Origin of the sequence: Streptomyces sp. NPDC005794, assembly GCF_042871445.1 — a bacterium.
Taxonomy (GTDB): Bacteria; Actinomycetota; Actinomycetes; order Streptomycetales; family Streptomycetaceae; genus Streptomyces.
Genome location: NZ_JBIAIN010000009.1, coordinates 268593 through 294213 on the forward strand (window position 1 = coordinate 268593; position 25621 = coordinate 294213).

The window sequence follows — 25621 nt, forward strand, 5'->3', positions numbered from 1 at the left end:
CTCCACAGCCCGGCGGGCCCTGCCCCCGGCGCGCCCGTGCGGCCGCCGACACCCTGTCAGGATTGCGGGGTCTCCCGCGCCCGAGCCTGGTGCCGACGGGCCTTGAGCCGGTTCCCGCAGGTCTTCATCGAGCACCAGCGCGCGGTGTTGGCCCGACTGCGGTCCAGGAGGAAGAGGCGGCATTCGGGGTTCCCGCACGGCCGCAGACGGCCGGGCATGCGCTCTTCGACGTCCGCCCACGCGAGCACGAGCTCCACGGCGAGCCTCCGCTCCGGAGGCACCTCCAACTGCCACTCGACGCCTGCCGGGCCGGGCTGCGGGACCTTGCGCACCCCTGCGAGGACGTGCCGCAGGCGGGGCTCCGCCGACGCGCCCGACCCTGCCGCCTGGAGCGCGTCCCGGGCGGCGCGCAGCCACCGGCGCTCCTCGTCGCCGCAGGAACCCCCGTGCTCCCGCACCCACCTGTCCAGCTCGTGGTCGTCACGCCACAGGTCCTGGCGGCGGCCGTCCACCACAGGGGTGCTGTTCAGCGCCTGCAGCAGGGCTTGGTCGTCCAGCACGGACCTCACCTTCCCAACTAACTCCATCAAGTGGTTTGACAGGTTACCCCAAGGAGGGTCTACTGGGCACCCACGAGATAACCATTTCAAGGCATCGAAGGGGTTAGCAATGGTTGAGGTCCACCACCGGTACGCGACCGTGCGGGGGCATCGCGTCTTCTACCGCGAGGCGGGAGCCCCCGAGGCGCCCACGCTCGTGCTCCTGCACGGATTCCCGTCCAGTTCACGCATGTTCCGCCACCTCATTCCGGCGCTGGCCGATCGATTCCACGTCATCGCCCCCGACCACCTCGGCTTCGGCAACTCCGACACCCCGCCCGTGGACGCGTTCACCTACACCTTCGACTCCCTGACCGACATCACCGAAGCCCTTCTGGCCCAGCTCGACGTCACCCGCTACGCCGTGTACGTCCAGGACTACGGCGCACCCATCGGATGGCGGCTGGCCCTGCGCACCCCGGACGCGATCACCGCGGTGATCACACAGAACGGCAATGCCTACGAGGACGGCTTCGTACCGGATTTCTGGAAGCCCGTATGGGCGTACGCCGAGGATCCGGGCCCCCGGACCGAACCCGCCGTCCGCGCCGCCCTCTCCCTCGACGCCATCCGCCGGCAGTACCTGCACGGAGTGGACCGGCCCGAGCTGGTCGATCCCGACACCTGGGCAGCCGACCACCGCGAGGTCGACCGGCCGGGCAACGACCTCGTACAGCTCGCCCTGTTCCGCGACTACGCCGGCAATCCGCCCCTCTACCCCCAGGTGCACGCCTACTTCCGGGAACGGCAGGTTCCCCTCCTCGCGGTCTGGGGCGCGGGCGACGAGATCTTCGGCCCGGACGGAGCACGCGCCTTCACGAGGGACCTGCCGGACGCGGAGATCCACCTGGTTCCCGGAGGCGGGCACTTCCTGCTCGAAAGCCACCTGGACACCGTGGCCGGGTACATCCGCGGGTTCCTGACCGCCACGGCGTCACCGGCCTGAAGTCCGCGAAGGGACGGCCGCCGCCGGCGTCCGGCCGGGCCGCGTCAGCCGCAGAGGAACTGCCACCACGCGCAGGACTCCGACGGCGAGGGCGACGGAGTGGGGGCGGGTTCACCGGGGGGCTCCGGCGACGGCGGGTCCGGGGTGGGCCCGCCCGACCCCGAGGGCTCGGGCGGCGTGTCGGTTCCGTCCGGGTCCGTGGGCGCGGAGGCGGCCGGCGGGACCTCGTCGGCCGGTGCGGATGCCGACGGGGCCGCCTCCGGCGCCGTCGTGGCCGTGGCCGTGGCGGGGCCGTCCGCCGCCGCGGAGTGGGAATCGGTGACCGGTACGACGGTGGGCGCGTCCACCGGCCCGGGATCGTCGGGCTCCGTGCGCGACGAGGCGGACGGAGCGGCTTCAGCGGCGGAGGACGTCGCCTCGCTCACGTAGTCCGCCGCGCCGCCGTCACCCCCGGGCTCCATCGCCAGCTCGGCCAGGCTCAGCGCGCCCAGCGCCAGCACCACGCCCGCCGCCGTCAGCAGCAGCGCGCGGCCGCGCCGCCGGTGCGCACGACGGCCGCGCCGCTCGGTGACACCGCGGGCACGGCGGCGGCGTCCGGCGGCCCCGGAGGCCTTCAGCGTCTCGCCGGCGGGATCTGCCTCACGGCCGGGGTGGTCCGCGACGGCATAGGGGGGCAGCGCGTCGGCGGGAGTCCCGCAACCGGCGCAGGCCAGCGCCCCGTTGAGGTGTCGTTGGCACGGGTGGCAGTAATCCATGGCGCCCGAAGAGTAGACATGCGGGGAACCACGCAGGAAGCCGCACGCGTGAGGATCCTGTGTGGAATCCGGGACTCCGGTGAACTCCTCCCGATACGTGCGGTAAGCGGCAGGATGGGTTCCATGACCGCTCCCGCCCCGTTCGGGCCGCTCCAGTTCCAGCTCGTCCTGCTGCGCCGGATGGCCGACCACCAGCCGGACCTCGCCGAGGCCGCCCGGCATGAACTGAGCGCTTCCCTCGCCGAGACGCGGGAGGCGAACCGCCGCTGGCAGGCGATGCTGCGCGCCCCGCGCGGCCGTGGCGCGCTGCGCCGCTACCGCTCGGTGCTGGGCGAGCCCGAGACGTCCGTACGCCGCACGGTCGGCGACCTGGAGTGCGACGCGCTGCTGTGGCCGCTGCCGCTCTGGCCGGACCTGCGGTTCGAGGTGATGGCGGGCCCCGGCGGAGCCGTGTGGAACGAATGGCTGGTCCGCGCCCCGGGTGTGGCGGGCCCCGAACTGCGTACGGCCGCCGACCTGCGCCCGTGGTCCTGCACCGTGGACGAGGTGGCAAGGGCCTTCGCCCCGGCGCGCCCCATGGAGGGCAGCGCGCCGACCCGCTGGGCGCTGGCCTTCACCGACCCGGCCGACGGCCGGCCGCAGGTCGCCGAGTTCACCTGGGGGCTGTTCCAGCGGCTGCTGCCCAGCGGCGCCTGAGATCTGTCACGCCGTCAGTTCCGGGTCCCTCCTACGGCTCACTCAGCGCGCGCCGCCCCCGCACCGGCGCGACGATGCCAGGAGAGCCGGCTGCCGCCGGTGCCCCCCGCCAGCGCTCTCGGGAGAACCTGCCGTGACCGTCAGTCTCGATCAGTTGCGCCGTTGCCATGTCGCCGTCGATCTCGGGGCCGCGAGGACCCGTGTGTACGTCAAGGGAGTGGGGCTCGTCGTCGACGAGCCCAGTGTCGCCGCCGTCAACATGCGCACCGGCTCGCTCATCGCCGTCGGCGCGCTCGCCGAACAGATGACGGGCCGTACGCCCGCGTACATCCGGGTGGCCCGCCCGGTCTCCGGCGGAACCGTCGTCGACATCGACATGGCGCAGCGCATGCTGCGCCATCTGCTCGGTGAGAAGCTGCGTCGCCAGCTGCGCCGCAAGCCCCGGCTGCGGGCCGCCGCCTGCACCCCGCACGACGCCGATCCGCTGGCCCGGCGGGCGACCGTCGAGACCCTCGTGGGGCTCGGCGCCCGGCGGGTGGAGCTGGTCGACACCCTGATCGCCGCGGCCGTCGGCTGCGGACTCCCGGTCGAGCAGCCGACCGCCACCATGATCATGGTGTGCGGGGCCGCCACCACCCAGATCGCCGTGCTCTCGCTCGGCTCGATCGTGACGGCCGTACGCATCCCGATCGGTGGCGAGGCCATCGACCACGCGGTCATCCAGCATCTGCGCCAGCACCACGAACTGATGCTGCCCAGCCAGTCCGTGCGCCCCCTGCAGCTCGCGCTCCGGGGCAACGGGCTCACGCTCAACGGACCGGCGGTGACGGAGATCCACGGCCGTGACGTGGCCACCGGCCTGGCGCGCTCGGTGCAGGTCGACACCGCCGCCGTCCGCCAGGCGATCCACGCCCCGCTCACCGCGGTGCTCGACGGTCTGGGCAAGGTGCTGCGTGACTGCCCGCCCGACCTGGTGGCGGACATCGCGGAGTCCGGGATCATGATGGTCGGCGGCAGCGCGCTGCTGCCGGGGCTCGACCAGATGCTGCGCGACGCCACGGGCGTCCCGGTGCAGATCGCCGACCGGCCCGACGTGTGCTCGGTGCTGGGGCTCGGCGCGATGCTGGACGGCACGGTCCAGCCGCTGGTCCTCGCCCCGCTGGCCGGCTGAGAGCCGTCGGCTCACCGGTGGACGGTACGGATCTCGACCTGAGCACCACCCTCCAGCACATCGTGGACACCGCCACGGCGCTGGCCGGGGCGCGCTACGGCGCCCTGGCCCTCCTCCACGGCGAGGACCGCCATGTCACCGACCTGTTCACCACGGGCATGTCCGACAGCGAACGCCGCGCCGTGGGCCCGCTCCTGGACGGGCGCACGGGAGTCCTCGGCGCCCTCGTGGACGACGTGCAGGACGTGCGCGTCGCTGATCTGACGGCGGGTCCGCACCCCCGGGCCATGCCCGCTCCCCTCCTCCCGACGCGCTCCTTCCTCGGGGTGCCCGTCCGGGTGCACACCGAGGTGCTCGGCAGCCTCTGTCTCACCGCGGAGGAGCCGGGGCGCTTCACGGACACCGAGCCGGCGCTGCTGCGGCTGCTCGCCTCCCAGGCGGCCGCGGCGATCGGCGGCGCCCACCTGTACGAGGCGGCCCGGCAGCGGGAGCACTGGATCGAGGGGGCGGCAGCAGTCACCCGGGCGCTGCTGTCCGGAGCGGGGACGACGGACGCCCTGACGACCGTCGCCGAGCGGGCCCGGATGCTGGCCGGCGCGGCGGCGGGAGTGATCCTCCAGCCGACCCCGGGCGGTGGGATGGAGATCGTCGCCGCGTCCACCCTCGACGATCCGGCCGGTCTCGTCGGCACCGCCATCGAGCCGGGCTCCCCCGTCCTCGTCCAGTTGCTGGGCGGCGAGGAGGTCTACATCGAGGACTCCGCGACGGACGACCGGATGACGACCCCGGTACGGTCCCGGTTCGGCCCCAGCATGATGCTGCCCCTGCAGAGCGGGGGCAGGCTCGTCGGCACACTCGCCCTTCCCCGGCGGCGCGGCGAGGCCCCGTACACGGCGATGGACCGGCTGCTGGCCTCCCAGTTCGCCTCCCAGGCCGCACTGGCCCTGGTGCTGGCCGACGCGCAGCACTACCGGAAACAGCTGGCCGTCTACGAGGACCGCGACCGCATCGCCCGCGACCTGCACGACCTCGTCGTACAGCGGCTGTTCGCGACGGAGATGATGCTGGAGTCGACCCGCCGCAAGGATCTGGCGGGCGACACCGGAACCGCCGAGCTGCTCGGGCAGGCGGTCGACGAGCTGGACTCCACCATCCAGGAGGTCAGGACCGCGATCTTCGCCCTCCAGCAGCCGCCCGCCGACGCCCCCACGACGTTCCGCGGCCGTGTCCTGCGCGAGACGGGCGGCGCGGCGTCGGCGCTCGGTTTCCAGCCGTCGGTGCAGTTCACCGGGGCGGTGGACGCCCTGGTGACGGAACCGGTGGACGGCGAACTGCTCGACGTGCTGCGCGGCGCCCTGGCCGCCGCGCAGCGGCGGGCCGGGGTGTCGGCCGTCGAGGTGGAGGTGGACGCGACGGCGCGGCTCCCCGACGGGCGGGCGGCGGTACGGCTGGCGGTCGCGGACGACGGGCGCGCCGAGAACGGCGCCCGGTCGCCGACGGTCATCTGGCAGGCGCCGCTCTGAGGGCGATGCGGGTGGTGGAGTGGGCGACGCCCGCGTCCTTCTTCAGCCGGCGCAGCAGCGCGTCCAGGGAGCCGGGGTCGGCCGCCGTGGCGCGTACGAGGTAGTCGTGAGGGCCCGTCACGTGCACCACCTCGGTGATGCCGGGCAGGGTGAGCACCGACCGTTCGAACTCCTCGTTCGTCGTGTCGAGACGCAGCGACACGTCGATGAAGACGACGAGGCCCGACCGGGTGTCGGCGGCCGGGTCGACGATGACCGTGAAGCCGCGGATCACTCCGTCGCGGCGCATGCGGCGTACACGGTCGCCCGCCGCGTTGGCGCTGAGCCCCACGCGTACACCCAGATCGCGGTACGAGATCCGGGCGTCTTCCTGGAGGATTCCGAGGATCTCTCTGTCCAGCCGGTCCATACCGGCGATTGTCTCAGCCCGGGCCCGTAAAGGGCGGGCGAGCGGCGCCTCCCGGGACCGCGGAGAGGGCCTCTGCCCAAGGGGCGTCTGCCGTGCGACGGCTTACCCGGATGGCTCAGCCGTGCCCGGCCCGGCCGTCCGCCCTTGACGTGCGGTGTGGACACCACCGCCGAGCGAGGCCCCCGCCCTGGTCACGGCCGGGGCGCTTCTGCCGGCCTCGCTGACGGCCGTCCTCCAGGCCTTCGACCCGCCGCTGAATCCGCTCGGCACGATCGCGCTGCTCTGCATGGCGGCCGGGCTCGGCACCGCGAGCGGTGTGTACGCGTACGGCCGGACGCGGACCGTCCGGCGCGACGGCTGACCGTACGGACGGAACGGGTGCCAGGGCCGCTCGTCCGGAGCACGCCGGGCTCGCGGGGGCCTGGTGCCGCACCTCGATCCGACCTGATCCGACCTGAAAGATCCGAGGCTAGGCCGCCTCGGCGACCGTGCGGACGAGGGTGTCGACGAGTTCGTCAGCGGTGGTGCGCCACGTGTCCGTCGCCAGGTGGCCGCTGAACTCCATGCCCGCGATGCCATGCGCGCTGGTGAACAGCAGGGCGCCGTGGTGCCGGGCGTCGCGCTCTCCCACAAGCCCGGCGACGACGCCCAGGAACTCGTCCTGGAAGCGCCCGGCCGCTCGTACGGTCGCGGCCGGGTCGCCCGTCGGCGCGCCGAACATCATCCGGTACAGGTGCGGCTGGTCCCGGCCGACGCCGATGAGCGCGCGGAGTGCTCCGCGCAGCCTTTCGGAGGCCGACAGACCCGGGTCGGTCCGCAGGGCGTGCACCCGGTCGCCGATCCGTTCCCAGCCTTCCGCCGCGACGGCGGTCAGCAAACTGTCCTTGTCCGCGAAGTGCCGGTACGGCGCTCCTCGGCTCACACCTGCCCGCGCACCCACCTCGCGCAGGGTGACCGCTTCAGGACCGCCCAGGTCGAGAAGGGCTGCGGCTGCGTCGAGCAGAGCGCGGCGGGTGACGGCGGCGGACTCCACACGGCAGATCATGACGCCCATCATATAGTTGACAGTGTCATCCGAACTGCTACCGTGACTCAGGTGACAACGTCATCTGAAGCCCAGAAGCTCATCGTCGTAACCGGAGCATCCACGGGCATGGGCGCGTCGACCGCCCGCGAACTGGCCCGCCGGGGATTCCATGTCCTGGCCGGGGTCCGACGCGACCATGACGCCGACGCCATCCGATCGGCCGGCATCGAGCCGGTCATCCTCGACATCACCGAGCCCGAGCGGGTGGAGGCGATCGCGGCACGCGTCGCCGCCGACCCGCGCGCGCTGCACGCACTCGTCAACAACGCCGGCATCCAGGTGAACGGCCCGGTCGAAGCGCTGCCGATGGCGGAGTGGCGGCGGGTCTTCGACGTCAACCTGTTCGGCCACATCGCCGTCACCCAGGCACTCCTGCCCGCACTGCTGCGCGGCAAGGGCCGCGTGATCAACATCAGCTCGATAGGCGGCAAGTACGCCATGGCCACCTATGGCGCGTACGCCGGCGCGAAGTTCGCCCTGGAAGCGGTCAGCGACTCGCTCCGCCGGGAGGTCGCGCCGCTCGGCGTGCAGGTCGTCGTCGTCGAGCCCGGTGGGGTCCGCACGGAGATCGCGGCACGCGGCATCGCGACGGCGAACGACCTGGCCGCCCGGATGACACCGGAGCAGGGCGAACGCTACGGAGACCTGGTCCAGGCCAACAACGCGTTGATGGCCTCGGGCACCGCTTCGGGGCTCACCGCCGACGCCGCCGCCCGGGTCATCGCGAAGGCTGTGACGACCCGCCGACCGCGCACCCGCTACACCGCGGGCCGGGATGCCGCCCTGATCATGCGTCTGGGACCGTTCCTGTCCGACCGCGCACTCGACCGAATCCTCGCCGCCAACCTGCGCCGTCACTCCCCGGCGCCGTCGGGTGGGGCGCGTCGGGAGGCAGAGGCCGTATCGGCGGAGGGTCGGCGCATGCCATGGCCTTCGCTGCGCGCCCGCCGGTGATCACGGGGCAGCCCGTAGGGTTCGACGCGTGACCTCTCTTCTGCCCGCGCTGAGCGGAGCGTCGCGCCGGACGGACTCCCCGGAGGCCGTCCGGTTCGGCGAACACGTCCTGACCTACGCCCAGTTGGACGAGGCATCGGCCTCGCTCGCCGCCCGGATCGCGGAGGCGGGACGCGTCGCCGTATGGGCGACGTCCACCCCCGAGACGGTGGTCGCCGTCGTCGCGGCCCTGCGGGCGGGGGTGCCCGCAGTACCGCTCAACCCGAGGACCGGCGAGCGCGAACTCGCCCACATCGTCGCCGACAGCGAGCCCTCGACGGTGCTGGCCGGGGCGGCGGACACGCTTCCGCCCGCCCTCGACGGCCTGGAGCGACTGGACGTCCGCACCGCCACCACCGGCCGGTCCCCGGAGAGGGACTTCCCCGAGCCTCCCGACGGGTCCCCCGCCCTCGTCGTCTACACCTCCGGCACGACGGGCCCGCCCAAGGGCGCGGTCCTCCCCCGCCGGGCGATCGCCGCGTCGCTGGACGCGCTGGAGGACGCCTGGCAGTGGACCGGCGAGGACGTTCTCGTCCACGCCCTGCCGCTGTTCCATGTGCACGGGCTGATCCTGGGCGTCCTGGGCCCGCTGCGCCGGGGCGGCTCCGTGCGCCACCTCGGCCGGTTCTCCACGGAGGGCGTGGCCCGGGAGCTGCTCTCCGGGGGCACCATGCTGTTCGGGGTACCCACGATGTACCACCGGCTGGCCGGCGATCTGGCCGGTCCGGCCACCTCCGAAAGCCTCACGAAGGCGCTGGCGGGCGCCCGGCTGCTGGTCTCCGGCTCAGCCGCGCTGCCGGTCCACGACCACGAACGGATCGCCGCGGCCACCGGCCGCCGGGTCATCGAGCGGTACGGGATGACGGAGACCCTGATGAACACCGGCGTACGGGCCGACGGCGCCCCGCGCGCCGGGACGGTCGGCCCGCCGCTGTCGGGCGTGGAGCTCAGGCTCGTCGAGGAGGACGGCACCGTGCTCCAGGACACCACGTCGATCGGCGAGATCCAGGTGCGCGGCCCGAACCTCTTCACCGGCTATCTGAACCGGCCGGACGCCACCGCCGCCGCCTTCACCGAGGACGGCTTCTTCCGTACGGGCGACATGGCCACGATCGACCCCGACGGCTATGTGCGGATCGTCGGGCGCAAGGCCACCGATCTCATCAAGAGCGGCGGCTACAAGATCGGCGCGGGCGAGATCGAGAACGCCCTGCTGGAGCATCCGGGCGTGCGCGAGGCGGCCGTCACCGGCGAGCCCGACGCGGACCTCGGCGAGCGGATCGTCGCCTGGGTGGTGCCGGCCGACCCCGGGTCGCCGCCCGGTGAGCGGGAGTTGGCGGACCATGTGGCGAACCTGCTGGCACCGCACAAGCGCCCGCGCGTCGTCCGACACCTCGACGCGCTGCCCCGCAACGAGCTGGGCAAGATCATGAAGAGGTCGCTCGGTGTCTGACATCCGGTGCCACCGCATGTCGGCGCGGGAGGCGATCGCCGCCGTCACCGCGAGCTTCACCGAACACCGTCCGGCCACGCGCCCGGTCCTCCCGGACGGCCCGCTCGGCTGGAGCGGTTACGCGCAGTCCAGGGCGCGCGCCTCGGAGCGGACCGGCGAGGAGGAGTCCGTCCTGTACGGGACCGCCGTCGTCGGCGAGCGGGAGTGCGTCCTGGTCTCCTTCGAATTCGGCTTCCTGGGCGGCTCGCTGGGAGGACACACCGGGGACCGTCTGGAGGCCGCGTACGCACTGGCGGGTGAGCGGTGTCTGCCGCTCGTCTCGCTCGTCGCCACCGGGGGCAGCCGGATGCAGGAGGGCATGATCGCGCTGATACAGCTCCAGCGGGTGGCCCGCGCGTCCGCACGTCTGAGGGCCGCGGGGCAGGCGCAGATCGCCGTCCTGCGGGATCCGGCGACCGGAGGCGGCTGGGCCACCGTGGGGGCGGGCTCCGACGTGGTGCTGGCGCTGCCCGGGGCTCAGATCGGGTTCGCGGGTTCCCGGGTGCGGCCCGCCGACGCGGATCCGTACGCGTACACCGCCGAGGGGCAGTTGGCGGCCGGCCAGATCGACGCGGTCGTCGCGCCGGACGAACTGCCCGGGACACTGGGCCGCTGGCTGACGGCGCTGACGGTCACGGGCCCGGCGCAGGCAGCCCCGGTGCCGGGCGCGCTGTCGGACACGGGCCTGCCGGCGACGGGATGGGACGCGGTGGAGCAGGCCCGGTCGACGGCGCGGCCACGGGCCGAGGCCTATCTGGACGCGTACTTCGCGCACCGGCTGCCGCTGAACGGTGACCGCTGCGGCGGCAGGGACCCGGGGCTGCTCTGCGGAGTGGGTCTGCACGCCGGACGGCCCGTGGCGTACGCCGCCCAGTGCGGCACCGCGACCCGCCCGGCGGGCTACCGCACGGCGGCCCGGGTGATCCGGCTCGCGGACCGGCTCGGCCTGCCCGTGCTCACCCTGATCGACACCCCCGGCGCGGCCAACGACGCGGAGGCGGAACGGGCGGGCGCGGGGGCCGCCATCGCCGACGCGTTCGCGGCGGTCGCCGCAGCCCGGGTCCCCGTGACGACGCTCGTGATCGGCGAGGGCGGCTCCGGCGGTGCGCTGGCACTTGCCGCGCCGGACAACACCCATGTCACCGCGGACAGTTACTTCTCGGTGATCGCACCGGAACTGGCGGCGGCCATCCTGAAGCGCGGTCCGGACGAGGTGCGGTCCACGGCCGACCAGCTCCGGCTGCGCCCTCAGGACCTGGTGGAGCTGGGGGTCGCCCGCTCGGTCGTGGGTTCCGCCGGGCCGCAGGGCTGAACGCGCTCGGCGCGCCGCTCGGGCGACGGTTGGCTAGCGTGGAGGAACGACATCCGCCGAGTGAGGGAAGGGCTGGGCCATGGCCGCACAATCCGAGGGCACTCCGTGCTGGGCCGACGGTACGTTCGGCGACCTCGAGGGGGCGAAGCGCTTCTACGGTGAGCTCCTGGGCTGGACGTACGGCGAGTCGATGCCGGAGTACGGCAACTACACCCAGGCCCATGTGGACGGCAAGGCGGTCGCCGCCCTGTCGCCTCCGATGCCCGGCCAGGAGGCACCGGCCGCCTGGTGTCTGTACCTCGCGTCGCCGGACGCCGCCGCCACCGCCGCGAAGATCCGCGAGCACGGGGGCGAGGTGTCGGTGGAGCCGATGCGGGTCGGCGACTTCGGGACGATGGTGCTGGCCGCCGCCCCCGGCGGGGCGCCCTTCGGGGTGTGGCAGGCGGGCAGCCACGAGGGGTTCCAGGCGCAGGCGGTGCCCGGCGCGTACACCTGGGCCGAGATCTTCACCCGGAAGCCGGCCGAGGCGGACGCCTTCTTCGCATCCGTCTTCGGGTACGGGGTGAAGCACCTGGACGACGACGCGATCGACTTCTCGCTCTACGACCTGGGCGCGGACCCGGTGCTCGGCCGGATGAAGATGGGGGAAGAGTTCCCTCCCGGGGTCCCGGCCCATCTGAACGTGTACTTCGGCGTCGCGGACTGCGACGCGGCGGTGGAGAAGGCGAAGTCGCTGGGGGCGGAGCTGCGGTTCGGCCCGATGACCATCCCGTTCGGCCGGTTCGCGTCCCTGACGGACCCGCAGGGCGCGGTGTTCTCGCTGATCGACCCCACGACGACCGGGGGCGAGATGCCGAAGCTCACGGACGCTTCCTGACGATCGCCCCGAGGGCAGCGGCTGTGCTGCCCCCGGGGTCCGATCGGGTGTCAGCGACGGGTCTCGATCCTCAGGTCGCCCGCGGTCACACGACGGATGTGGTCACTGGCGAGCATGTCGTGCGGGAAACCGAGTCCGATCGCGCCGGCCTCGTCGAGGCGGGCCAGCTGGGAGGCGGTGAAGCCGACCTCCAGGGCGCCCAGGTTGTCCTCCAGCTGCGCGGGGGTGCGGGCGCCGATGACCGGTGCGGTCACACCCGGGTTCTGCAGGGTCCAGGCCAGCCCGACCTGGGCGGGTGTGCGGCCCAGCTCCGCGGCGACCTCCTTCACGACGTCGGCGACGCCGAGGTTACGTTCGGTGAGCGTGCCCAAGGCGAAGTTGAAGCTCTTGCGGGTGCCTTCGTCGGAAGGGAGATGCGTCGCGGTCAGGTCGTCACGGCTGTACTTGCCGGTGAGCACCCCGCCGGCCAGCGGTGAGTACGGGATCACGCCCAACCCCATCTCTCGTGCCATGGGGATCAGGTCACGTTCCCCGGTACGCTCGATCAGGTTGTACTCGATCTGCAGGGCGGCCAGCGGCGACCAGCCGCGCAGGTCGGCGATCGCCTGCATGCGCGACACCTGCCAGGCCGGGGCGTTGGAGATCGCCACGTACAGGACCTTGCCCTGCCGGACCAGGTCGTCCATGCCGCGCAGGATCTCCTCGACCGGTGTCGTGAAATCCCACACGTGCAGGTAGAGCAGATCGATGTAGTCCGTATTCAGCTGCCGCAGACTGGATTCCACCGATGCGAACAGGCTCTTGCGGTGAGAGCCCCCTGAATTCGGGTCGCCGGGCCGGCGCAGCGTCGTGTATTTCGTCGCCAGGACCAGGCTTTCGCGGTTGTCGTGTGTGAATTCGCCCAGCAGACGCTCGGAGCTGCCATTCGTGTAGGTGTTGGCGGTGTCGATGAAGTTGCCGCCTCGCTCGACGTAGAGGTCGAACAGTCTGCGCGCCTCGTCCTGCTCGGCGCCCCAGCCCCACTCGGTGCCGAAGGTCGCCGCCCCCAGCGCCAGCGGTGAGACCCGCAGCCCGGAGCGGCCCAGCAGCCGATAGGTGTCAAGGGTGAGCGACATCATGTCCTCCTGTGCTTGTGATCCGTCGTCGGGAACAAGCCTGTGACCGCCGCGAGCCGGAGGTAAGGGAGAGGAGTGCCTGGGAACAGCAGTCCTACCCTGGCTGTTCAACCGCACATGACGACCCGCACCGTGGACGCGACACAGGAACTGGCCGCGTTCCTGCGGTCCCGACGTGAACGCCTGGACCCGCGCGATTTCGGCCTGCCGCCGCGTCGGCAGGCCCGGCGGACCCCGGGACTGCGCCGTGAAGAGGTCGCCGAACTGGCCGGGGTCAGCATCGACTACGTCGTGCGGCTGGAACAGGCCCGCGGGCTGCGGCCCTCAGCGGACGTGGTGGAGGCGCTGGCCCGGGCGCTGCGTCTGGCCCCCGACGAACGCGCCTACCTCTTCGACCTGACCCAGCAGCGTCCCCGCGTCGCCGACAGGCCCGCCACCACCGCGGCGCCGCCACTGGCCCGGCTGGTCACCGACCTGTCGCCACTGCCGGCCATGCTGATGAACCACCGCTTCGACATCCTGGCCTGGAACGGCGAAATGGCGGGCCTGCTCCTGGATTTCGACACCCTGCCGCCGTCACAGCGCAATGCGATGTGGCTGTGCCTGATGCATCCGGAGATACGCGAGTTCTACGTCGACCGCGAACGCGTCGTGCGGGAGGGAATCGCCCACCTGCGCACCGCGTGGGCCGCCCATCCGCAGGATCAGGCGTTGACCGACCTCATCACCGAATTCATCACGCATGACGAGGAATTCGCGCGATCGTGGGCCGAGCAGGACGTCAAGGTCCAGGGCCGCGGGCGCAAGGCGATGCGGCATCCCGGCATCGGTGCGGTCTCCGTGCATTTCGAAGTCCTCATGCCCCTTCACGATACGGACCAGCGGTTGATGATCTGCCGCGCCGCGGACGATGAGAGCCAGGCGGCGCTGGACCGGTTGTGCACACGGTGATGTCGCACCGTCCATGCGCGCGCTGAGTGGAACCGTCGAGCACAGCTGCCACCACGCCTTCAGCTGACTTCCCGACTTCACCGCCTTCACCGCCTTCACCGCCTTCACCGACGACGATTCGGCCGTTTCCGGGGTGGCTTCTGGACGTCCTCGATGCCGTACTGGTCAGGAAGCGGGACAGCATGGCGGACTGATCGCGGCCCGTGTGGAGCGGGGTGGCCTGCTCCGGAGGATCGTTCAGCGTGTTCGTGGACGTCACGTCCAGGAACACGCCGCCGCGGCGAGGCGCGGCGGCGGGCGGTCCGCTTGGCCGAGGTCGTAGATGACGTCGCCGCGCACCCCGTCGAGTTGGCCGGTCCGTACCTGCTGCGGGGTGCAGTCCAACCACCCGTCAGGTCGGAAACGGCTCACTGAAAGGTGCTCGTCACCAAGAACGAGGAGAGCGCACCTGCCTGGCACCAGACATGCCGATCCAGGCCGTCCGGGCCCGTAGATGCCGGGTCGGACATCGCGAAGGGGCCGTCGAACGGCTGTGGCATGAGGGACTTCAGGCTTACTGGCGCACGCCGGTAACGGTGGACACACCCCTGTTGCGGCAAACAACATTCGGCACACGCACCACCGTCCAGAGGTCTACGAATTCCCAGCGGCGGCCGACAACGGTCTCCGTGTCCCGCTCATGGAGCTGCCACTCTTCGGTCGGCCACAACTGCTGATCTGTGCAGCTTCCTCTCAGCCACGCAATAAGCGGGCGGCGAAGTCGCTCACGATCGGCCTCGGTGGCCAGGGGGTGATCCCCGTCAGGACTTGGAGCTGGGCCGACCGGGAATGTGGCTGAGAATGGACTTGGAGAAGCCCCCGTCGACGCAGACATCTTGGCCGGTGACATATCCTGCCAGCGGGCTGACAAGAAACTCGATCACGTTCGCGATATCCATCGGGTCGCCAATTTTCGACAACGGGATGATTTTTTCCCTTGCCTTCTTGACTTCGGGATCGAGGTACATTTTTTCAGTCATCTGCGTGCGAGTCATACCCGGGGACACCACGTTCACGCGGATTCCGTCAGGTGCCCATTCCAGTGCGAGTGTCTGAGCCAACATCGTGAGCGCAGCCTTGGCCGGACTGTACGCACCTGATCCGGCATGTGGGAGCTGGCCGGACATGGAAGAGGTGAAACAGGCGGACCCGCGGCTATCCTTCAGGTGCGGGTAACTAGCTTTGGCAAGTAGCCACGCCCCGCGGAGGTTGACGGAGAACATGCCGTCCCAGTCCTCCAGGGAGAGATCCTTGAGTGCGCCAGGGTTGGCGATGCCGGCATTCGCCACCAGCGCATCCAAGCCACCGAACTCCTCGACCACAGCGGTTACCAGCCGACCGGGCACGTCGGGATCACCCAGGTCTCCGGTCAATGCAATGGCTTTGCCACCCATCGACTGGATCGACCGGACGACCTCGTCCTGTCGCGCGTTCGCAGTAAGGCCGGATACCGCGATCATCGGCTTCTCACCGCGGGCAAGCGCTGCCTCTGCGAGCCTCAGGCTTGCAGCCGCGCCGATGCCGCTGCTTCCACCACTGACCAGCACCCTCATTGCACACTCTCCTTGTATATTTCCAGCGGGCATACTCGGCAGGCCACACAAGTCGTGACAGCTTTATCCTGATGTGTTTCAAAAGACTTCAATTCACACCGGTGATCAAGAACTGTCATCTTGCCGTTCGATGACCCTCGGAGTCATCCTGAACCCCGAGGCACTGAAAGCACTATCCGAGATTCCAACCCTCTTCACCGAGATCACCCATCGACTTCGCGAATACTTCCAGGGTGTTCTCTTCGCGAATGACTTCGAGCACGACGTTGTCCACCCCGATTGTTTCCTGGACTGCTTCACCCAGCCCCTTCCAATCGATCACTCCGGTGCCGATGGGGTCGTGGCCCCATGTTTCCGTACCTGTGTCGGAGATATGCATGAGTGCAACCGGTCCGTGGTGTGCGCGCAGACTCGATACGGGATCCTCCCCGATGTACGCAGCGTTCGCGACGTCGTAGACGATTTTTAGTGCATCATCGTCGACCGTGCTGACGATATCTGCCAGCTCCCCGATCGTGGGAGCAAAGCAGTAGGGGGTGTTCTCGAAGAGGAGTCGCTTTCCCGCCCGCTTGGCCAGCGGGATCAGGTCTTCCAGGCTTTCATACATCCACCCGTAGACACTCTCGAGTGAGGGGGAGATCATAGGACGCCGTGTGCCGGGTGAGATGACCACTTCCGGGACATCCCAATCCACCGCAAGATCGATCACCGAGGCGATGTGCTCGATGCTCTTCCGGCGCATGCTGGCACCAGGACTGGCCAGATTGATGTCGTATCCGCCGGCGTTCAGGGATCGGATCTTGGCGCCGTTCTCGTTGAGGGTCGCCAGGATTGCCGCACGCTCGGAGCTGGAGATCTCTTCCGGCCAGCAATGTGGAGAGCTGATGGGAACCTCGAAGGTGTCGTACCCGTTCTGAGTCAGCTCGGATATCGCATCGATCGCCGTTGTCGACCAAAGATACGAAAAAGTGTTGATGATCATATGAATTTCCGTTCAATCTTTTGAGGAGTCCCCATCGTGCGCTCGGGAGCAGGGGCGGCTACGACCGGGGAACCTTGTGCTGTTCGGGGGCTGAACTGGCGGCAGCGGACGAGTCCTCGCTCATGACGACGGCGATGGTGTCGGTCGCGGAAACGATCTCCCGCGGGGCTCGGCTGCCGGTCTCCGGGAGCGTGAAGTAGACGATGAGGCACAGGGCGATGATGACGATCATGTAAATCGCCACGTACATGGGCCGTCCGGCGCCGACGAACGCGGACGCGATGAGGGGTGCGGTGCCGCCGAGGAGGGCGATGACGATCTGATGGGCGAATCCGATTCCGGAGACGCGGACCGAGGCGGGGAACAACTCGGCCTGGATGGTGGGGTAGACGGCCTGCCAGATACCGAGGACGACCCATCCGGAGGCGGCGACGATGACGTAGACACCGAAGCCGGGCACCTGCAGGAGAAGAAGGAGCGGATAGAACAGGACGATCATTCCGATGGCGCCGATGATGGGGAAGATCTTCCGGCGACCGAGACGGTCGGAGAGGTAGCCCCCGACGGGGACGACGACGACCAGCAGGGCCAGGCCGATCGCGCTGCCGGCAAGGGTGGACGACAGGTCTCGGCCCGAGGTGAGGTTGGCGTAGGTGGGCAGGAACGTCGCCCAGGTGTAGTAGGCCACGGCGGGAGCGGACAGGGCAGCAGTCTGCAGGATCGCCTTGGGGTGCTCGCGGAGCAGCTGGAGGAGCTTCGCGGGTGCGGACTTCTGCTCGACGAGCGTGCTGGCTTCGAACTCCGGAGACTCGTCCGAGCGGGCGCGGAGGATGAGTCCGACGACGCCGATCACACCACCGAAGATGAAAGGGATCCGCCATCCGTAGGACGCCAGGGCGTCGGGGGCGAAAACGGAGGTGACGGTGGCTGCGGCGCCCGTCGCGGCGAGGGTTGCCAGCCCGCTGGCCATGTTGGTGAAGGAGCCGAAGAGTCCGCGCCGGTTGGCTGGAGCGTGTTCCACCATGTACGCGATGGCGCTCTGCCCCTCGGTGCCGGCGGAGATGCCCTGGAGGATGCGGGCGACGACGAACAGGATCGGCGCGAAGTAGCCGATGGTCGCGTACGGGGGTGTAAGCCCGATGATCAACGCGCCGAGAGCCATCCCCGAGACCGCGAGAGACAGGACGCGGCGGCGCCCGTACCGGTCGGCAAGCGGCGAGAGGATGATGCCGCTCAGAGGACGCACGAGGAACCCGATGGCGTACGTGAGGAACGCGGCGATGAGGGACGCGAACTGGGAGCCCGAGGGGAAGATCTGAGCGGAGAAGACAGAGGCGAGCAGGCCGTATATGTACCAGTCGTACCACTCGACAAAGTGCCCGACGGTCCCGGCGAGCAGGTTACGGGCCTGCCCCTTACGCGGGACGGGATCTGCGCTGTCGGGGGTGGATGCGCTGGGCGCGCAACGTGAGGGCGTCATTGCATTCTCCATTGCATGTGGTCGCGAGTGAGCATCCCAACGCCCTGGGCCGAGGGTCGCTGAACGTGTTGAAGGGGTGTCTGCCTGTCTAGGCGGAGAGTTCCTCGTCCGCGACGAGGTAGGCGTAGCTGGGCCAGCTCCGGGAGATGTCAGCCGCGGCCGCGAGCAGGGGCGGCGACAGCTCGGCCATGCGCGCTCGGGTCATCCGTACCGAGGGGCCCGCGATGCTGATCGTCCCGGTGGCCTCCCGGCCCGGTCCGGCTCCGTGGATGGCGGCCGCCACGGCACTGATACCGAGGTCCATCTCCTCGATCGTCGTGGCGTACCCGCGGTGACGAACCTCGTCGAGCTCGACCTGGAGAGCGGCCCGGTCGAGGGTGGATCTGGGGGTGACGTCGAGATGGTTCTCGTGCGCCAGCACGGTCGCGACTCGGTCCGGAGAGAGAGTGGCGAGCCACGCCTTCCCGGATGCAGTGGCGTGGGGGACCGCGTCCTGACCCATGACGGGGTCGATGCGGAGGGACGAGTTCGCCCCCTGGGCTTTGGCGATCCACTTCAAGGAATCGTTGGTGGCTACCGCCAGGCGGACGAGCTCTTCACACTCCGCCGCGAGCGAGTCCAGGCTTCGCTGAGCCCACGTTTCCACTGCTGACGAGGACAGCTGGCGGAGCCCCAGGGCGCCGAGGCTGTGAGTGGCGAAGTAGCTGGAGGTGCGGGGATCCTGATTCACATAGCCCGCATCGACCAGGGCGGCGAGGAGACGATGAGCGATGGCCTTGTTGAGGCCCAGGCGCTCGGCGATGTCCGTGACGCGTCGGCCTTCGGGATGCGGCGCCAGCAGTTCAAGGACATGCATCGCGTTTGTGACGTCATCGGCCAGTGCCATGTTCTCGTCTCCTCGCCATCGTGGATCCACTCCACATCCGCGTCGACGTGGACCCACGTTCACGTCGCTGTAACGCTGTTACGAACGAAACGTCACACGCGTCCGCCCTGGCTGTCAAGACCCGGCGCTCATCCTGGTCGTCGCGAGAACGCAGCGGTCAGATCTGCTGCACCAGCTCACGCAGACGCGTGAAGGCCGACTCGTCATCGTTCACGACGACGTCGTGCTCGCCGGTGTTCCAGCGGCACTCGAGTGCTCCGAATCGCTCCCAGTAGACGTCCCATCCGGCGAGCTTGACCCGGTCCCGCTCGCTGCCGCGCTCGATCAACCGTTGCCGCACGACCTCGGGCGAGGTGCGCACGTGGATCACCCGGATGCGAGCGGCGGCGGGCCAGCCTGCACCCTCGGTCGAGCGAGACAGGAAGTCGGGGTCTTGGAGGTACGCCACGAACGGTGCATCGATGACGACGGAGTGGCCGAGTTCCAGATTCCGGCCGGCGGTCGCGAAGAGCGTCTCGTACTCGGCCGGCATGACCCTCCGCAGGTACAGCTCGTTCGATTCCCGATCGGAGGGATCCTGCCCGAACGCCTCGAGAGCAACGCGCACAAGGGGCCCGGCGAGTGTGTCCTTGTCGAGATACGCCGCGCCCGTGAGGGAGCTGAGGTGTCTCGACAGGGTCGACTTACCCGACCCCGCCCCGCCGAGCGTGATGTAGGCGACGGGCGGGGCTTGGACGTCGGCTGTCACCGCTTCACTCGCGCGATCGCGGCCACGAACTCCTTCGCCGCTGCGGTGACCTTGCCCATGTCGCCGTCGGGGCGGCCGGCCTTGGTGATGGCGCTTCCCACTCCGACCGCCGCGACGCCTGCGGCGAACCAGTCGCCGACGTTGGCGGTGGTGACGCCACCCGCCGGAAGGATCGGGATGTGCGCGAGCGGCGCCAGGACCGCCTTGGCGTACGGGATGCCGCCGGCTTCGGTGGGGAAGAGCTTGACGATGTCCGAGCCGGCCTCGGCCGTATCGAGGATCTCGGTCGGCGTGTAGGCACCACTGATGGTGGCGATCTGGTAGCGGTTGGCGACGCGGATCATCTCGGGGTTGAGGTTCGGGCTGACGAGGAACTGCGCGCCGGCCTGAATGCTCGACCAGGCGGCGTGCCCGTCGAGGACGGTGCCCGCGCCGAAGGCCACGTCTTGACCGGCGAAGCGCTCGGTCAGGCGCTCGATCACGGTGAGGGCGCCGGGGATCGACAGGGTGATCTCGAGGGCGCGGATGCCGCCGGCGACGGCTGCCGAGGCTACCTCGAACGCCTCCTCGGCGGTGTCGAGGCGGACGATGAGGACGTTGCCGGAATCGCGGATGGTCTCTATGACGTGCAGTTTTTGGAACATGGCCCTGATGGTTACACCACTCCGGTGCGCTTCGTCGAGCCGTACCCCGGACGCATTGACGAATCGCGGCGAGGCGTACATCCTGGGCTGCAATCGATCTCAGCAATCGTTCTCATTCGCGGGCGACTGAACGCCGGGATCCTCATGCGAAGCGAAGGAGTCCACGACGGTGGATCATTCCTCTCCGGCCCCTCGGCCCTCGGCCGTGGTGCTGGGTGCGTCCCACTGGCACGCGCCGCTGTACCGTGCCGGGCTCGCTCGACGATTCCGCGTGACGGCGGTGCAGGACCCCGACCCCGCGGTCACTCGGGCATTCGCCGGGCCCTTGGGCGCACCCGTCGCGGCGAGCGTCGACGAGGCTCTGGACCAGGACGGCATCGAGGTGGCGTTCGTGTTCTGCCCGCACCACGAGATGCTCGCCGTCGGCCGAGAGCTCATCGACCGCGGCATCCCGTTCGTGATCGAGAAGCCCGCCGGTGCGAACCTCGACGACCTTCGGACGCTCGAGGAGGAGGCGCGCCGTGCCGCCGTGCCGGCGACCGTGCCGCTCGTCCAGCGCGGTGCCCCGATCGACACGTGGCTGCGGCAGGCCGGCGACATCGTCTACGAGCGGATGGCGTTCGTCGCCGGTCCGCCCTCGCGGTACCGGGGGAACGGCAACCCGTGGATGCTCGACCCCGCCCTCTCGGGCGGCGGCAGCCTGATGAACCTTGGCCCGCACTTCGTCGACCTGGCGATTCGCCACCTCGGACACCCCGTCGACGTCGTCCGGAAGCTCTCCACCACGCTGCACGGCGAGGCGGTCGACGACCACTCCACGATGGTCCTGACCACCGTCACGGGCCGCGAGGCCATCGTCGAGGTCGGCTACGCGTTCCCCAACTCACCGCTGAAGCGGTACTGCAGCTTCACCGCGGCCGGGACCGACGGCTTCGCCACCGTCGACACCACCGGCAACGCGACGTTCACCGACCGCTCCGGCATCACCAGGAGCACCGTCCTCGAGGTCGACAGCGACCCGCTGTACGACGTGTTCGTCATCGGCGTCGCCGACACCCTCACGACCGGGTTCGCGGGCCTGCCGACTCTCGCCGAGCTTGTGACCACTATGGAGCTCATCTGGACGCCGCACCTGGAGAGGACGGCGCGTCGTGGCTGAAGTGAGCATCGACGACGTCGCCGAGGCGGCCGGCGTGCACCGCTCGACCGTGTCACGCGCGTTCTCGAAGCCGGATGCCGTACGCGCGGCGACCCGGGAACACGTGCTGCGTGTCGCAGCCGAGCTCGGGTACTCGATGAACCCCCTCGCGCAGGCTCTCCGCCGCGGCTCGAGCAACCTCGTCCCGCTGATCGTTCCGGACATGACCAACCCGTTCTTCGCCGAGCTGGCGCGCACGACCGCCGCCGCCGCCAAAGCACGCGGCTACCAGCTGATGCTCTGCATCACCGACGGCGACACCGGGCAGACCGCCGACTACGTGAGCGCGATGCACTCCATGTACTCCCCCTTCGGCATCGTCGCCCCCTCGACCCGGGTCAACCTCGAGGCGCTCCGCCGGTACGCGTTTCAGAACCGGGTCGTCGTCATCGACCGGGTCGAAGACGACCCCGCCGTGCCCACCGTCACTGTCGACAGCGCCCGGGGCATCGACCTCGCCTTCGACCACCTCCTTGGTCTCGGCCACGCGGACATCGCCTACGCCCCGGGGATCGTCGGCACGTACACCGCCCAGGACCGCTGGGACGCCTACCACCACGCCGCCGAGCGCCACGCCATCCCGCCCGTCGTCCTGGAGGCGGCGCCCGGCGCCGATCCGGGGCCGGGGATCGTGGACCACTGGATGCGGGAACCGATCCGCCCGACAGCGGTGATCGCCTCCAACGACCTCATCGCGTTCGCCATGATCTCCGAGCTCAGCTCACGCGGACTGTCCGTGCCCGCCGACCTGTCGGTGATCGGCTTCGACGGCCTCGACCTCGGCGCCCAGTTCAACCCCCGGTTGACCAGTGTCCGACAACCAATCACCGACCTCGGGCGGATCGCCATCGAACTCGGCGAGGCCCTCATCGCCGGCGGCCCGCCCGACCACGTCCTGCTCGAGCCCTCGCTTCTCATCCGCTCCTCCACCCAGGAACTCCGTCCATGAATCCGAACCCCGGCCGCCTTCCCGGTCTGCAATACGTGGACCACGTGGCCTTCACCGTCCCCGACCTCGACGACGCCACCCGCCTGTTCACCGTCCTTCTCGGCGCCGAGGAGCTCTATCGCTCCACCCGCGGACCCGATGCCGCGGTCATGCCGGAGCACTTCGGCGTGCCCGCGGACGCACACCTGGAGCTACGCATGCTCCGGCTGCCGCCGAACCTGAACGTGGAGCTGTTCCAGTGGTGGAGCGAGGACCGCTCCCCCGTGTTCCCGCGCGCCAGCGATGCGGGCGGGCACCACCTCTGCTTCGTCGTCGACGACGTCGACGACGTCGTCGCCGCGGTCGCCGACCTCCGGGGCATCGAGATCCTCGGTGCTCGCAAGGAGGTCGCCGGCGACAGCCCCGCTGTCGCCGGGAACCGGTGGGTGTACGCCCGCACCTCCTGGGGACTCATCCTCGAGTTCGTCGACCGCTCGCGGGTCGCCGATCCCCCGCGTCTCGTCGGCCCCCACGACTGGCACACCCACTCGACCTCGAAGGCCTCGGAGACACCCTCATGAAGATCGCCGGCCACACCCTCGGCACCCCCCACCACACCGTTCCCGAAGCGCTTGCACTCTTCGCCCGAGCCGGCCTGGACGCCGCCGAGGTGATCTACCAGGACGACTACACGAGCGGTCTGCCCATCGGCGATGCCGCGGCAGCGGCGGAAGCGGCACGCGTCGCCGACGGCGAAGGCATCCCGGTCATCGGGCTCACCCCGTACACGACCGCCATCAACGCGACCGACGAGCGCATGCGCGGAGCAGCCGTCGACGAGCTGCGGTCGGCCATCGACATCGCCCACGCGGTCGGCGCGAACCGCATCCGCGTCTATTCCGGCGCGTGGCGGCCGGGCCAGCAGGACCACGCCGCGCACTGGACGCAGCTCGTCCGCTCGTTCCAGGAGCTCTCCGGCCCGGCGGCGGACGCAGGCGTCGTGCTCTGCGCCGAGAACCACTTCGGCACCATGACGCAGACCGCGCGCGACACCGCCAAGCTCATCCGCGCGGTCGACTCCCCCGCCGTCCGCGTCCTCTACGACCAGGCGAACCTCACCTTCACCCACGACGAGGACGTCGACGACGCCTTCGCCGTCCAGGGCGATCTCATAGGCCACGTGCACGTCAAGGACCTTGTCTTCAAGGACCCGAACGCCCCGTTCGTCGCGTCCGAGACGGCGCGCGTGCGCGCCGAGGAACGCGCCGTCATCTCGCGCGTCGTCGGCGACGGCACCCTCGCCTGGTCGTCCATCCTCCGACGCCTCCGCGAGGTCGGCTACGACGACGTGCTCTCGCTCGAATACGAGTACCGGTGGCATCCGCAGGATCTCGACGCCCCCGAGACCGGATTCCGTCGCGGCGCCGAGCACCTCCGTACGCTGCTGCGGCAGCTCGATCTCGAGGCGAACGGCCAGGACGCCGAGGTCCGCTCGTGACCGCCCTGCGCGTCGGCGTGGTGGGCGCCGGCAACATCGCCGGCATCGCGCAGCTGCCCACCCTCGTTCAGCGCGACGACGTCGAGCTGCGCGCCCTGGTGTCGCGGCGCGAGGACCCGAGCCTGCTGCAGCGTCGGTGGGGGTTCGCAAACGTGTACCGCACGGTCGACGCGATGCTCGACGCCGAAGAGCTCGACGCCGTCTTCGTGCTCACTCCCCGCTCCGAGCACGTCGCGGCCGTCGAGAGCGCCCTCCGCGCCGGCATCGACGTGTTCTGCGAGAAGCCCCTGGCCACCTCGACCGCCGACTCGGTCCGCCTCGCGGAGCTCGCCGACGAGCACGGCCGCATCCTGATGGTCGGCCTGAACCGGCGGTTCGCGCCCGTGTACGTCGCTGCGCGGGAAGCGTTCGGTGCGGCCGGAGCGTCGTTCTGCGTCGCGCAGAAGAACCGCGCCGGCTCCGAGTACCGGGCCACGTTCGAGAACGCGATCCACATGGTGGACCTCCTCCGCTGGTTCTGCGGCGGAGACGTCGTCGAGGTCACCAGCGCGGCCGCCGGAACCGACCCCTGGGAGGAAGACGGAACAGCCGCCCTCATCCGGTTCTCGACCGGGAACACGGGCCTGCTGGTCGCGGCCCGAGCCGCCGGCGCGTGGGGTGAGAAGCTCGACGCGTACGGGCAGTTGCGCTCGGCGGAGGTCATCGCCCCCGACACCGTCGCGGTGACGGCGGACGGCGTCCGCACCGTCCGGTCGATGAGCCCGGAGGCGTTCGGCTGGGCGACCGCGACCGAGAGCTTCGGCTTCGCCGACGCGGTCCGCCACTTCCTCGACCGCGTTCAGGACCGGCAGCAGCCGCTGACCTCCGGATGGGAAGCGGTCAAGACCCAGCAACTACTCGACAAGATCCTCGCGGCGGCAGGCCTGCCCACCGAGGAGCAGGAAGGACGCACATGGTCCAGCAAAGCAGTGCAGTAGCGCCGCTGCCCCAGGTCGCCCTGGTCACCGGCTCCAGCGGCGGCATCGGCGCGGCCGTCGTCGACGCGCTGCAGGCGCGTGGGGACGTCGTCGTGGGGGCGGACCTCGCACCGCTCGACGGGCAGAACATCGCCGGCTTCTCCGAGCTCGACGTCACCGACGAGCAGCAGACCGCCGAAGTGGTGCGCCGGATCGTCGCCGAGCACGGCCGCATCGACGTCCTCGTCCACGCCGCGGGGGTGCTCGGCGGCACCCCCGATCCGCTGGCGACCACGACCGAGGAGTTCGAGCGCACCATGCGCATCAACGCCACGGGCACGTTCACCATCACACGCGAGGTCGCGAACCTCATGCGGGGCAGCGGCACGAAGGGCACCATTCTGCTGCTGTCGTCGGTCGCGGCCAAGGAAGCGCGGATCGACTACCTGCCGTACAACGCCAGCAAGATCGCCGTGCTGCACATCATGTGGTCGATGGCGAAGATCCTCGGACCGGACGGGATCTCGGTCAACGCCGTCAACCCCGGACCGGTGAACACACCGATGTGGACACTGCTCGCCGACCAGTCCGGCTCCGCGCAGGCAGCACGCGACGCTCGCGCCGCGCAGCTCCCCATGCGACGCTTCGCCGAACCGGCCGATGTCGCCAACGCGATCGGCTTCCTCACGGGAGTGTCATGAATCAGGTGTGGATCTCCCCGAAGGAGTGAGCCTGATGAGTACGACAACTGGTCACCTGATCGAGAGTGTCGACGGCGTGTCG

At 70.2% G+C, this 25621-nt stretch carries 28 protein-coding genes; 16 read left to right on the forward strand and 12 right to left on the reverse strand.

Translation table 11 applies throughout. From position 1 onward, the window contains the following. Positions 1-56: 56 nt before the first annotated feature. Positions 57-560: a CGNR zinc finger domain-containing protein gene (locus ACFYQ5_RS17340; protein WP_389198225.1), complete on the reverse strand. Its 504-nt coding sequence runs from the start codon at positions 558-560 to the stop codon at positions 57-59. A gap of 109 nt (positions 561-669) precedes the next feature. Here ACFYQ5_RS17340 and ACFYQ5_RS17345 point away from each other — a divergent pair, with 109 nt between their 5' ends. Continuing rightward, positions 670-1545, forward strand: a complete 876-nt coding sequence (locus ACFYQ5_RS17345; protein WP_389198227.1) for an alpha/beta fold hydrolase — start codon at positions 670-672, stop codon at positions 1543-1545. 44 nt (positions 1546-1589) lie between these two features. Here the strand turns inward: ACFYQ5_RS17345 and ACFYQ5_RS17350 are convergent, their stop codons facing one another. Then, a complete protein-coding gene (locus ACFYQ5_RS17350; RefSeq protein WP_389198229.1) occupies positions 1590-2300 on the reverse strand; it encodes a hypothetical protein in 711 nt (236 codons plus the stop codon). A gap of 123 nt (positions 2301-2423) precedes the next feature. On the opposite strand from ACFYQ5_RS17350, the gene ACFYQ5_RS17355 reads away from it, so the two are divergent. From ACFYQ5_RS17355 to ACFYQ5_RS17365, 3 genes are all read left to right on the forward strand, one after another. Continuing rightward, positions 2424-2996 (forward strand): hypothetical protein, encoded by a 573-nt coding sequence (locus ACFYQ5_RS17355; RefSeq protein ID WP_389198230.1) that lies wholly within the window; start codon positions 2424-2426, stop codon positions 2994-2996. A 133-nt stretch (positions 2997-3129) separates the two neighbouring features. Further along, positions 3130-4167, forward strand: a complete 1038-nt coding sequence (locus tag ACFYQ5_RS17360) for a rod shape-determining protein (protein WP_389198232.1) — start codon at positions 3130-3132, stop codon at positions 4165-4167. Positions 4168-4184: 17 nt separating this feature from the next. Next, on the forward strand, positions 4185-5690 hold the full coding sequence (locus ACFYQ5_RS17365; RefSeq protein ID WP_389198234.1) for a GAF domain-containing protein: 1506 nt from the start codon (positions 4185-4187) through the stop codon (positions 5688-5690). On the opposite strand, the gene ACFYQ5_RS17370 is transcribed toward ACFYQ5_RS17365, so the two are convergent. Further along, the gene (locus ACFYQ5_RS17370) at positions 5668-6099 is read right to left on the reverse strand and encodes an Lrp/AsnC family transcriptional regulator (protein WP_389198236.1); all 432 of its coding nucleotides are present in this window, start codon (positions 6097-6099) and stop codon (positions 5668-5670) included. The two genes, ACFYQ5_RS17365 and ACFYQ5_RS17370, sit on opposite strands and share 23 nt — an antisense overlap. A 154-nt stretch (positions 6100-6253) precedes the next feature. Here ACFYQ5_RS17370 and ACFYQ5_RS17375 point away from each other — a divergent pair, with 154 nt between their 5' ends. Further along, on the forward strand, positions 6254-6460 hold the full coding sequence (locus tag ACFYQ5_RS17375; RefSeq protein WP_389198238.1) for a hypothetical protein: 207 nt from the start codon (positions 6254-6256) through the stop codon (positions 6458-6460). Between the two features lie 108 nt (positions 6461-6568). On the opposite strand, the gene ACFYQ5_RS17380 is transcribed toward ACFYQ5_RS17375, so the two are convergent. Beyond that, positions 6569-7144, reverse strand: a complete 576-nt coding sequence (locus ACFYQ5_RS17380; RefSeq protein WP_389198240.1) for a TetR/AcrR family transcriptional regulator — start codon at positions 7142-7144, stop codon at positions 6569-6571. Positions 7145-7195: 51 nt separating this feature from the next. On the opposite strand from ACFYQ5_RS17380, the gene ACFYQ5_RS17385 reads away from it, so the two are divergent. The 4 genes from ACFYQ5_RS17385 (at position 7196) to ACFYQ5_RS17400 (ending at position 11860) form a co-directional block, all read left to right on the forward strand. Further along, a complete protein-coding gene (locus ACFYQ5_RS17385; protein WP_389198242.1) occupies positions 7196-8140 on the forward strand; it encodes an SDR family oxidoreductase in 945 nt (314 codons plus the stop codon). A gap of 28 nt (positions 8141-8168) precedes the next feature. Beyond that, entirely contained in the window at positions 8169-9632 is a 1464-nt protein-coding gene (locus ACFYQ5_RS17390) for an acyl-CoA synthetase (RefSeq protein WP_389198244.1), read from the forward strand. 16 nt (positions 9633-9648) lie between these two features. Continuing rightward, the gene (locus tag ACFYQ5_RS17395) at positions 9649-10983 is read left to right on the forward strand and encodes a carboxyl transferase domain-containing protein (RefSeq protein ID WP_389198291.1); all 1335 of its coding nucleotides are present in this window, start codon (positions 9649-9651) and stop codon (positions 10981-10983) included. Positions 10984-11062: 79 nt separating this feature from the next. After that, complete coding sequence (locus tag ACFYQ5_RS17400; protein ID WP_389198246.1) at positions 11063-11860, forward strand: VOC family protein; 798 nt, start codon at positions 11063-11065, stop codon at positions 11858-11860. Between the two features lie 50 nt (positions 11861-11910). On the opposite strand, the gene ACFYQ5_RS17405 is transcribed toward ACFYQ5_RS17400, so the two are convergent. After that, positions 11911-12975, reverse strand: a complete 1065-nt coding sequence (locus tag ACFYQ5_RS17405; protein WP_389198248.1) for an aldo/keto reductase — start codon at positions 12973-12975, stop codon at positions 11911-11913. 117 nt (positions 12976-13092) lie between these two features. On the opposite strand from ACFYQ5_RS17405, the gene ACFYQ5_RS17410 reads away from it, so the two are divergent. Next, positions 13093-13926: a helix-turn-helix transcriptional regulator gene (locus tag ACFYQ5_RS17410; RefSeq protein ID WP_389198250.1), complete on the forward strand. Its 834-nt coding sequence runs from the start codon at positions 13093-13095 to the stop codon at positions 13924-13926. 255 nt (positions 13927-14181) lie between these two features. On the opposite strand, the gene ACFYQ5_RS17415 is transcribed toward ACFYQ5_RS17410, so the two are convergent. From ACFYQ5_RS17415 to ACFYQ5_RS17445, 7 genes are all read right to left on the reverse strand, one after another. Then, on the reverse strand, positions 14182-14310 hold the full coding sequence (locus ACFYQ5_RS17415; RefSeq protein ID WP_389198252.1) for a hypothetical protein: 129 nt from the start codon (positions 14308-14310) through the stop codon (positions 14182-14184). A 416-nt stretch (positions 14311-14726) separates the two neighbouring features. Further along, complete coding sequence (locus ACFYQ5_RS17420) at positions 14727-15518, reverse strand: SDR family NAD(P)-dependent oxidoreductase (protein ID WP_389198254.1); 792 nt, start codon at positions 15516-15518, stop codon at positions 14727-14729. 172 nt (positions 15519-15690) lie between these two features. Then, positions 15691-16500 carry a sugar phosphate isomerase/epimerase family protein gene (locus ACFYQ5_RS17425; protein WP_389198256.1) on the reverse strand — a complete coding sequence of 270 codons (810 nt, stop codon included), beginning with the start codon at positions 16498-16500 and terminating at the stop codon, positions 15691-15693. A 58-nt stretch (positions 16501-16558) separates the two neighbouring features. Next, the gene (locus tag ACFYQ5_RS17430) at positions 16559-17980 is read right to left on the reverse strand and encodes an MFS transporter (RefSeq protein ID WP_389198258.1); all 1422 of its coding nucleotides are present in this window, start codon (positions 17978-17980) and stop codon (positions 16559-16561) included. An 88-nt stretch (positions 17981-18068) separates the two neighbouring features. Continuing rightward, positions 18069-18866 (reverse strand): IclR family transcriptional regulator, encoded by a 798-nt coding sequence (locus tag ACFYQ5_RS17435; protein ID WP_389198260.1) that lies wholly within the window; start codon positions 18864-18866, stop codon positions 18069-18071. Positions 18867-19023: 157 nt separating this feature from the next. Then, entirely contained in the window at positions 19024-19614 is a 591-nt protein-coding gene (locus tag ACFYQ5_RS17440; protein ID WP_389198262.1) for an AAA family ATPase, read from the reverse strand. After that, positions 19611-20258: a bifunctional 4-hydroxy-2-oxoglutarate aldolase/2-dehydro-3-deoxy-phosphogluconate aldolase gene (locus tag ACFYQ5_RS17445; protein WP_389198264.1), complete on the reverse strand. Its 648-nt coding sequence runs from the start codon at positions 20256-20258 to the stop codon at positions 19611-19613. The genes ACFYQ5_RS17440 and ACFYQ5_RS17445 overlap by 4 nt, the downstream gene beginning before the upstream one ends. A gap of 169 nt (positions 20259-20427) precedes the next feature. Here ACFYQ5_RS17445 and ACFYQ5_RS17450 point away from each other — a divergent pair, with 169 nt between their 5' ends. Genes ACFYQ5_RS17450 through ACFYQ5_RS17475 form a run of 6 tightly spaced genes read left to right on the forward strand, consistent with a single transcriptional unit; the run spans position 20428 to position 25539 of the window. After that, complete coding sequence (locus ACFYQ5_RS17450) at positions 20428-21417, forward strand: Gfo/Idh/MocA family protein (protein ID WP_389198265.1); 990 nt, start codon at positions 20428-20430, stop codon at positions 21415-21417. Further along, positions 21410-22405: a LacI family DNA-binding transcriptional regulator gene (locus tag ACFYQ5_RS17455; protein ID WP_389198267.1), complete on the forward strand. Its 996-nt coding sequence runs from the start codon at positions 21410-21412 to the stop codon at positions 22403-22405. Before ACFYQ5_RS17450 ends, ACFYQ5_RS17455 begins: the two co-directional genes overlap by 8 nt. Then, positions 22402-22965, forward strand: coding sequence for a VOC family protein (locus tag ACFYQ5_RS17460; RefSeq protein WP_389198269.1), 564 nt, complete (start codon positions 22402-22404; stop codon positions 22963-22965). Before ACFYQ5_RS17455 ends, ACFYQ5_RS17460 begins: the two co-directional genes overlap by 4 nt. Next, positions 22962-23882 carry a sugar phosphate isomerase/epimerase family protein gene (locus ACFYQ5_RS17465; protein WP_389198271.1) on the forward strand — a complete coding sequence of 307 codons (921 nt, stop codon included), beginning with the start codon at positions 22962-22964 and terminating at the stop codon, positions 23880-23882. The genes ACFYQ5_RS17460 and ACFYQ5_RS17465 overlap by 4 nt, the downstream gene beginning before the upstream one ends. Beyond that, complete coding sequence (locus ACFYQ5_RS17470; protein ID WP_389198273.1) at positions 23879-24859, forward strand: Gfo/Idh/MocA family protein; 981 nt, start codon at positions 23879-23881, stop codon at positions 24857-24859. Before ACFYQ5_RS17465 ends, ACFYQ5_RS17470 begins: the two co-directional genes overlap by 4 nt. Beyond that, on the forward strand, positions 24835-25539 hold the full coding sequence (locus ACFYQ5_RS17475; RefSeq protein ID WP_389198275.1) for an SDR family NAD(P)-dependent oxidoreductase: 705 nt from the start codon (positions 24835-24837) through the stop codon (positions 25537-25539). The genes ACFYQ5_RS17470 and ACFYQ5_RS17475 overlap by 25 nt, the downstream gene beginning before the upstream one ends. Positions 25540-25621 lie beyond the last annotated feature (82 nt).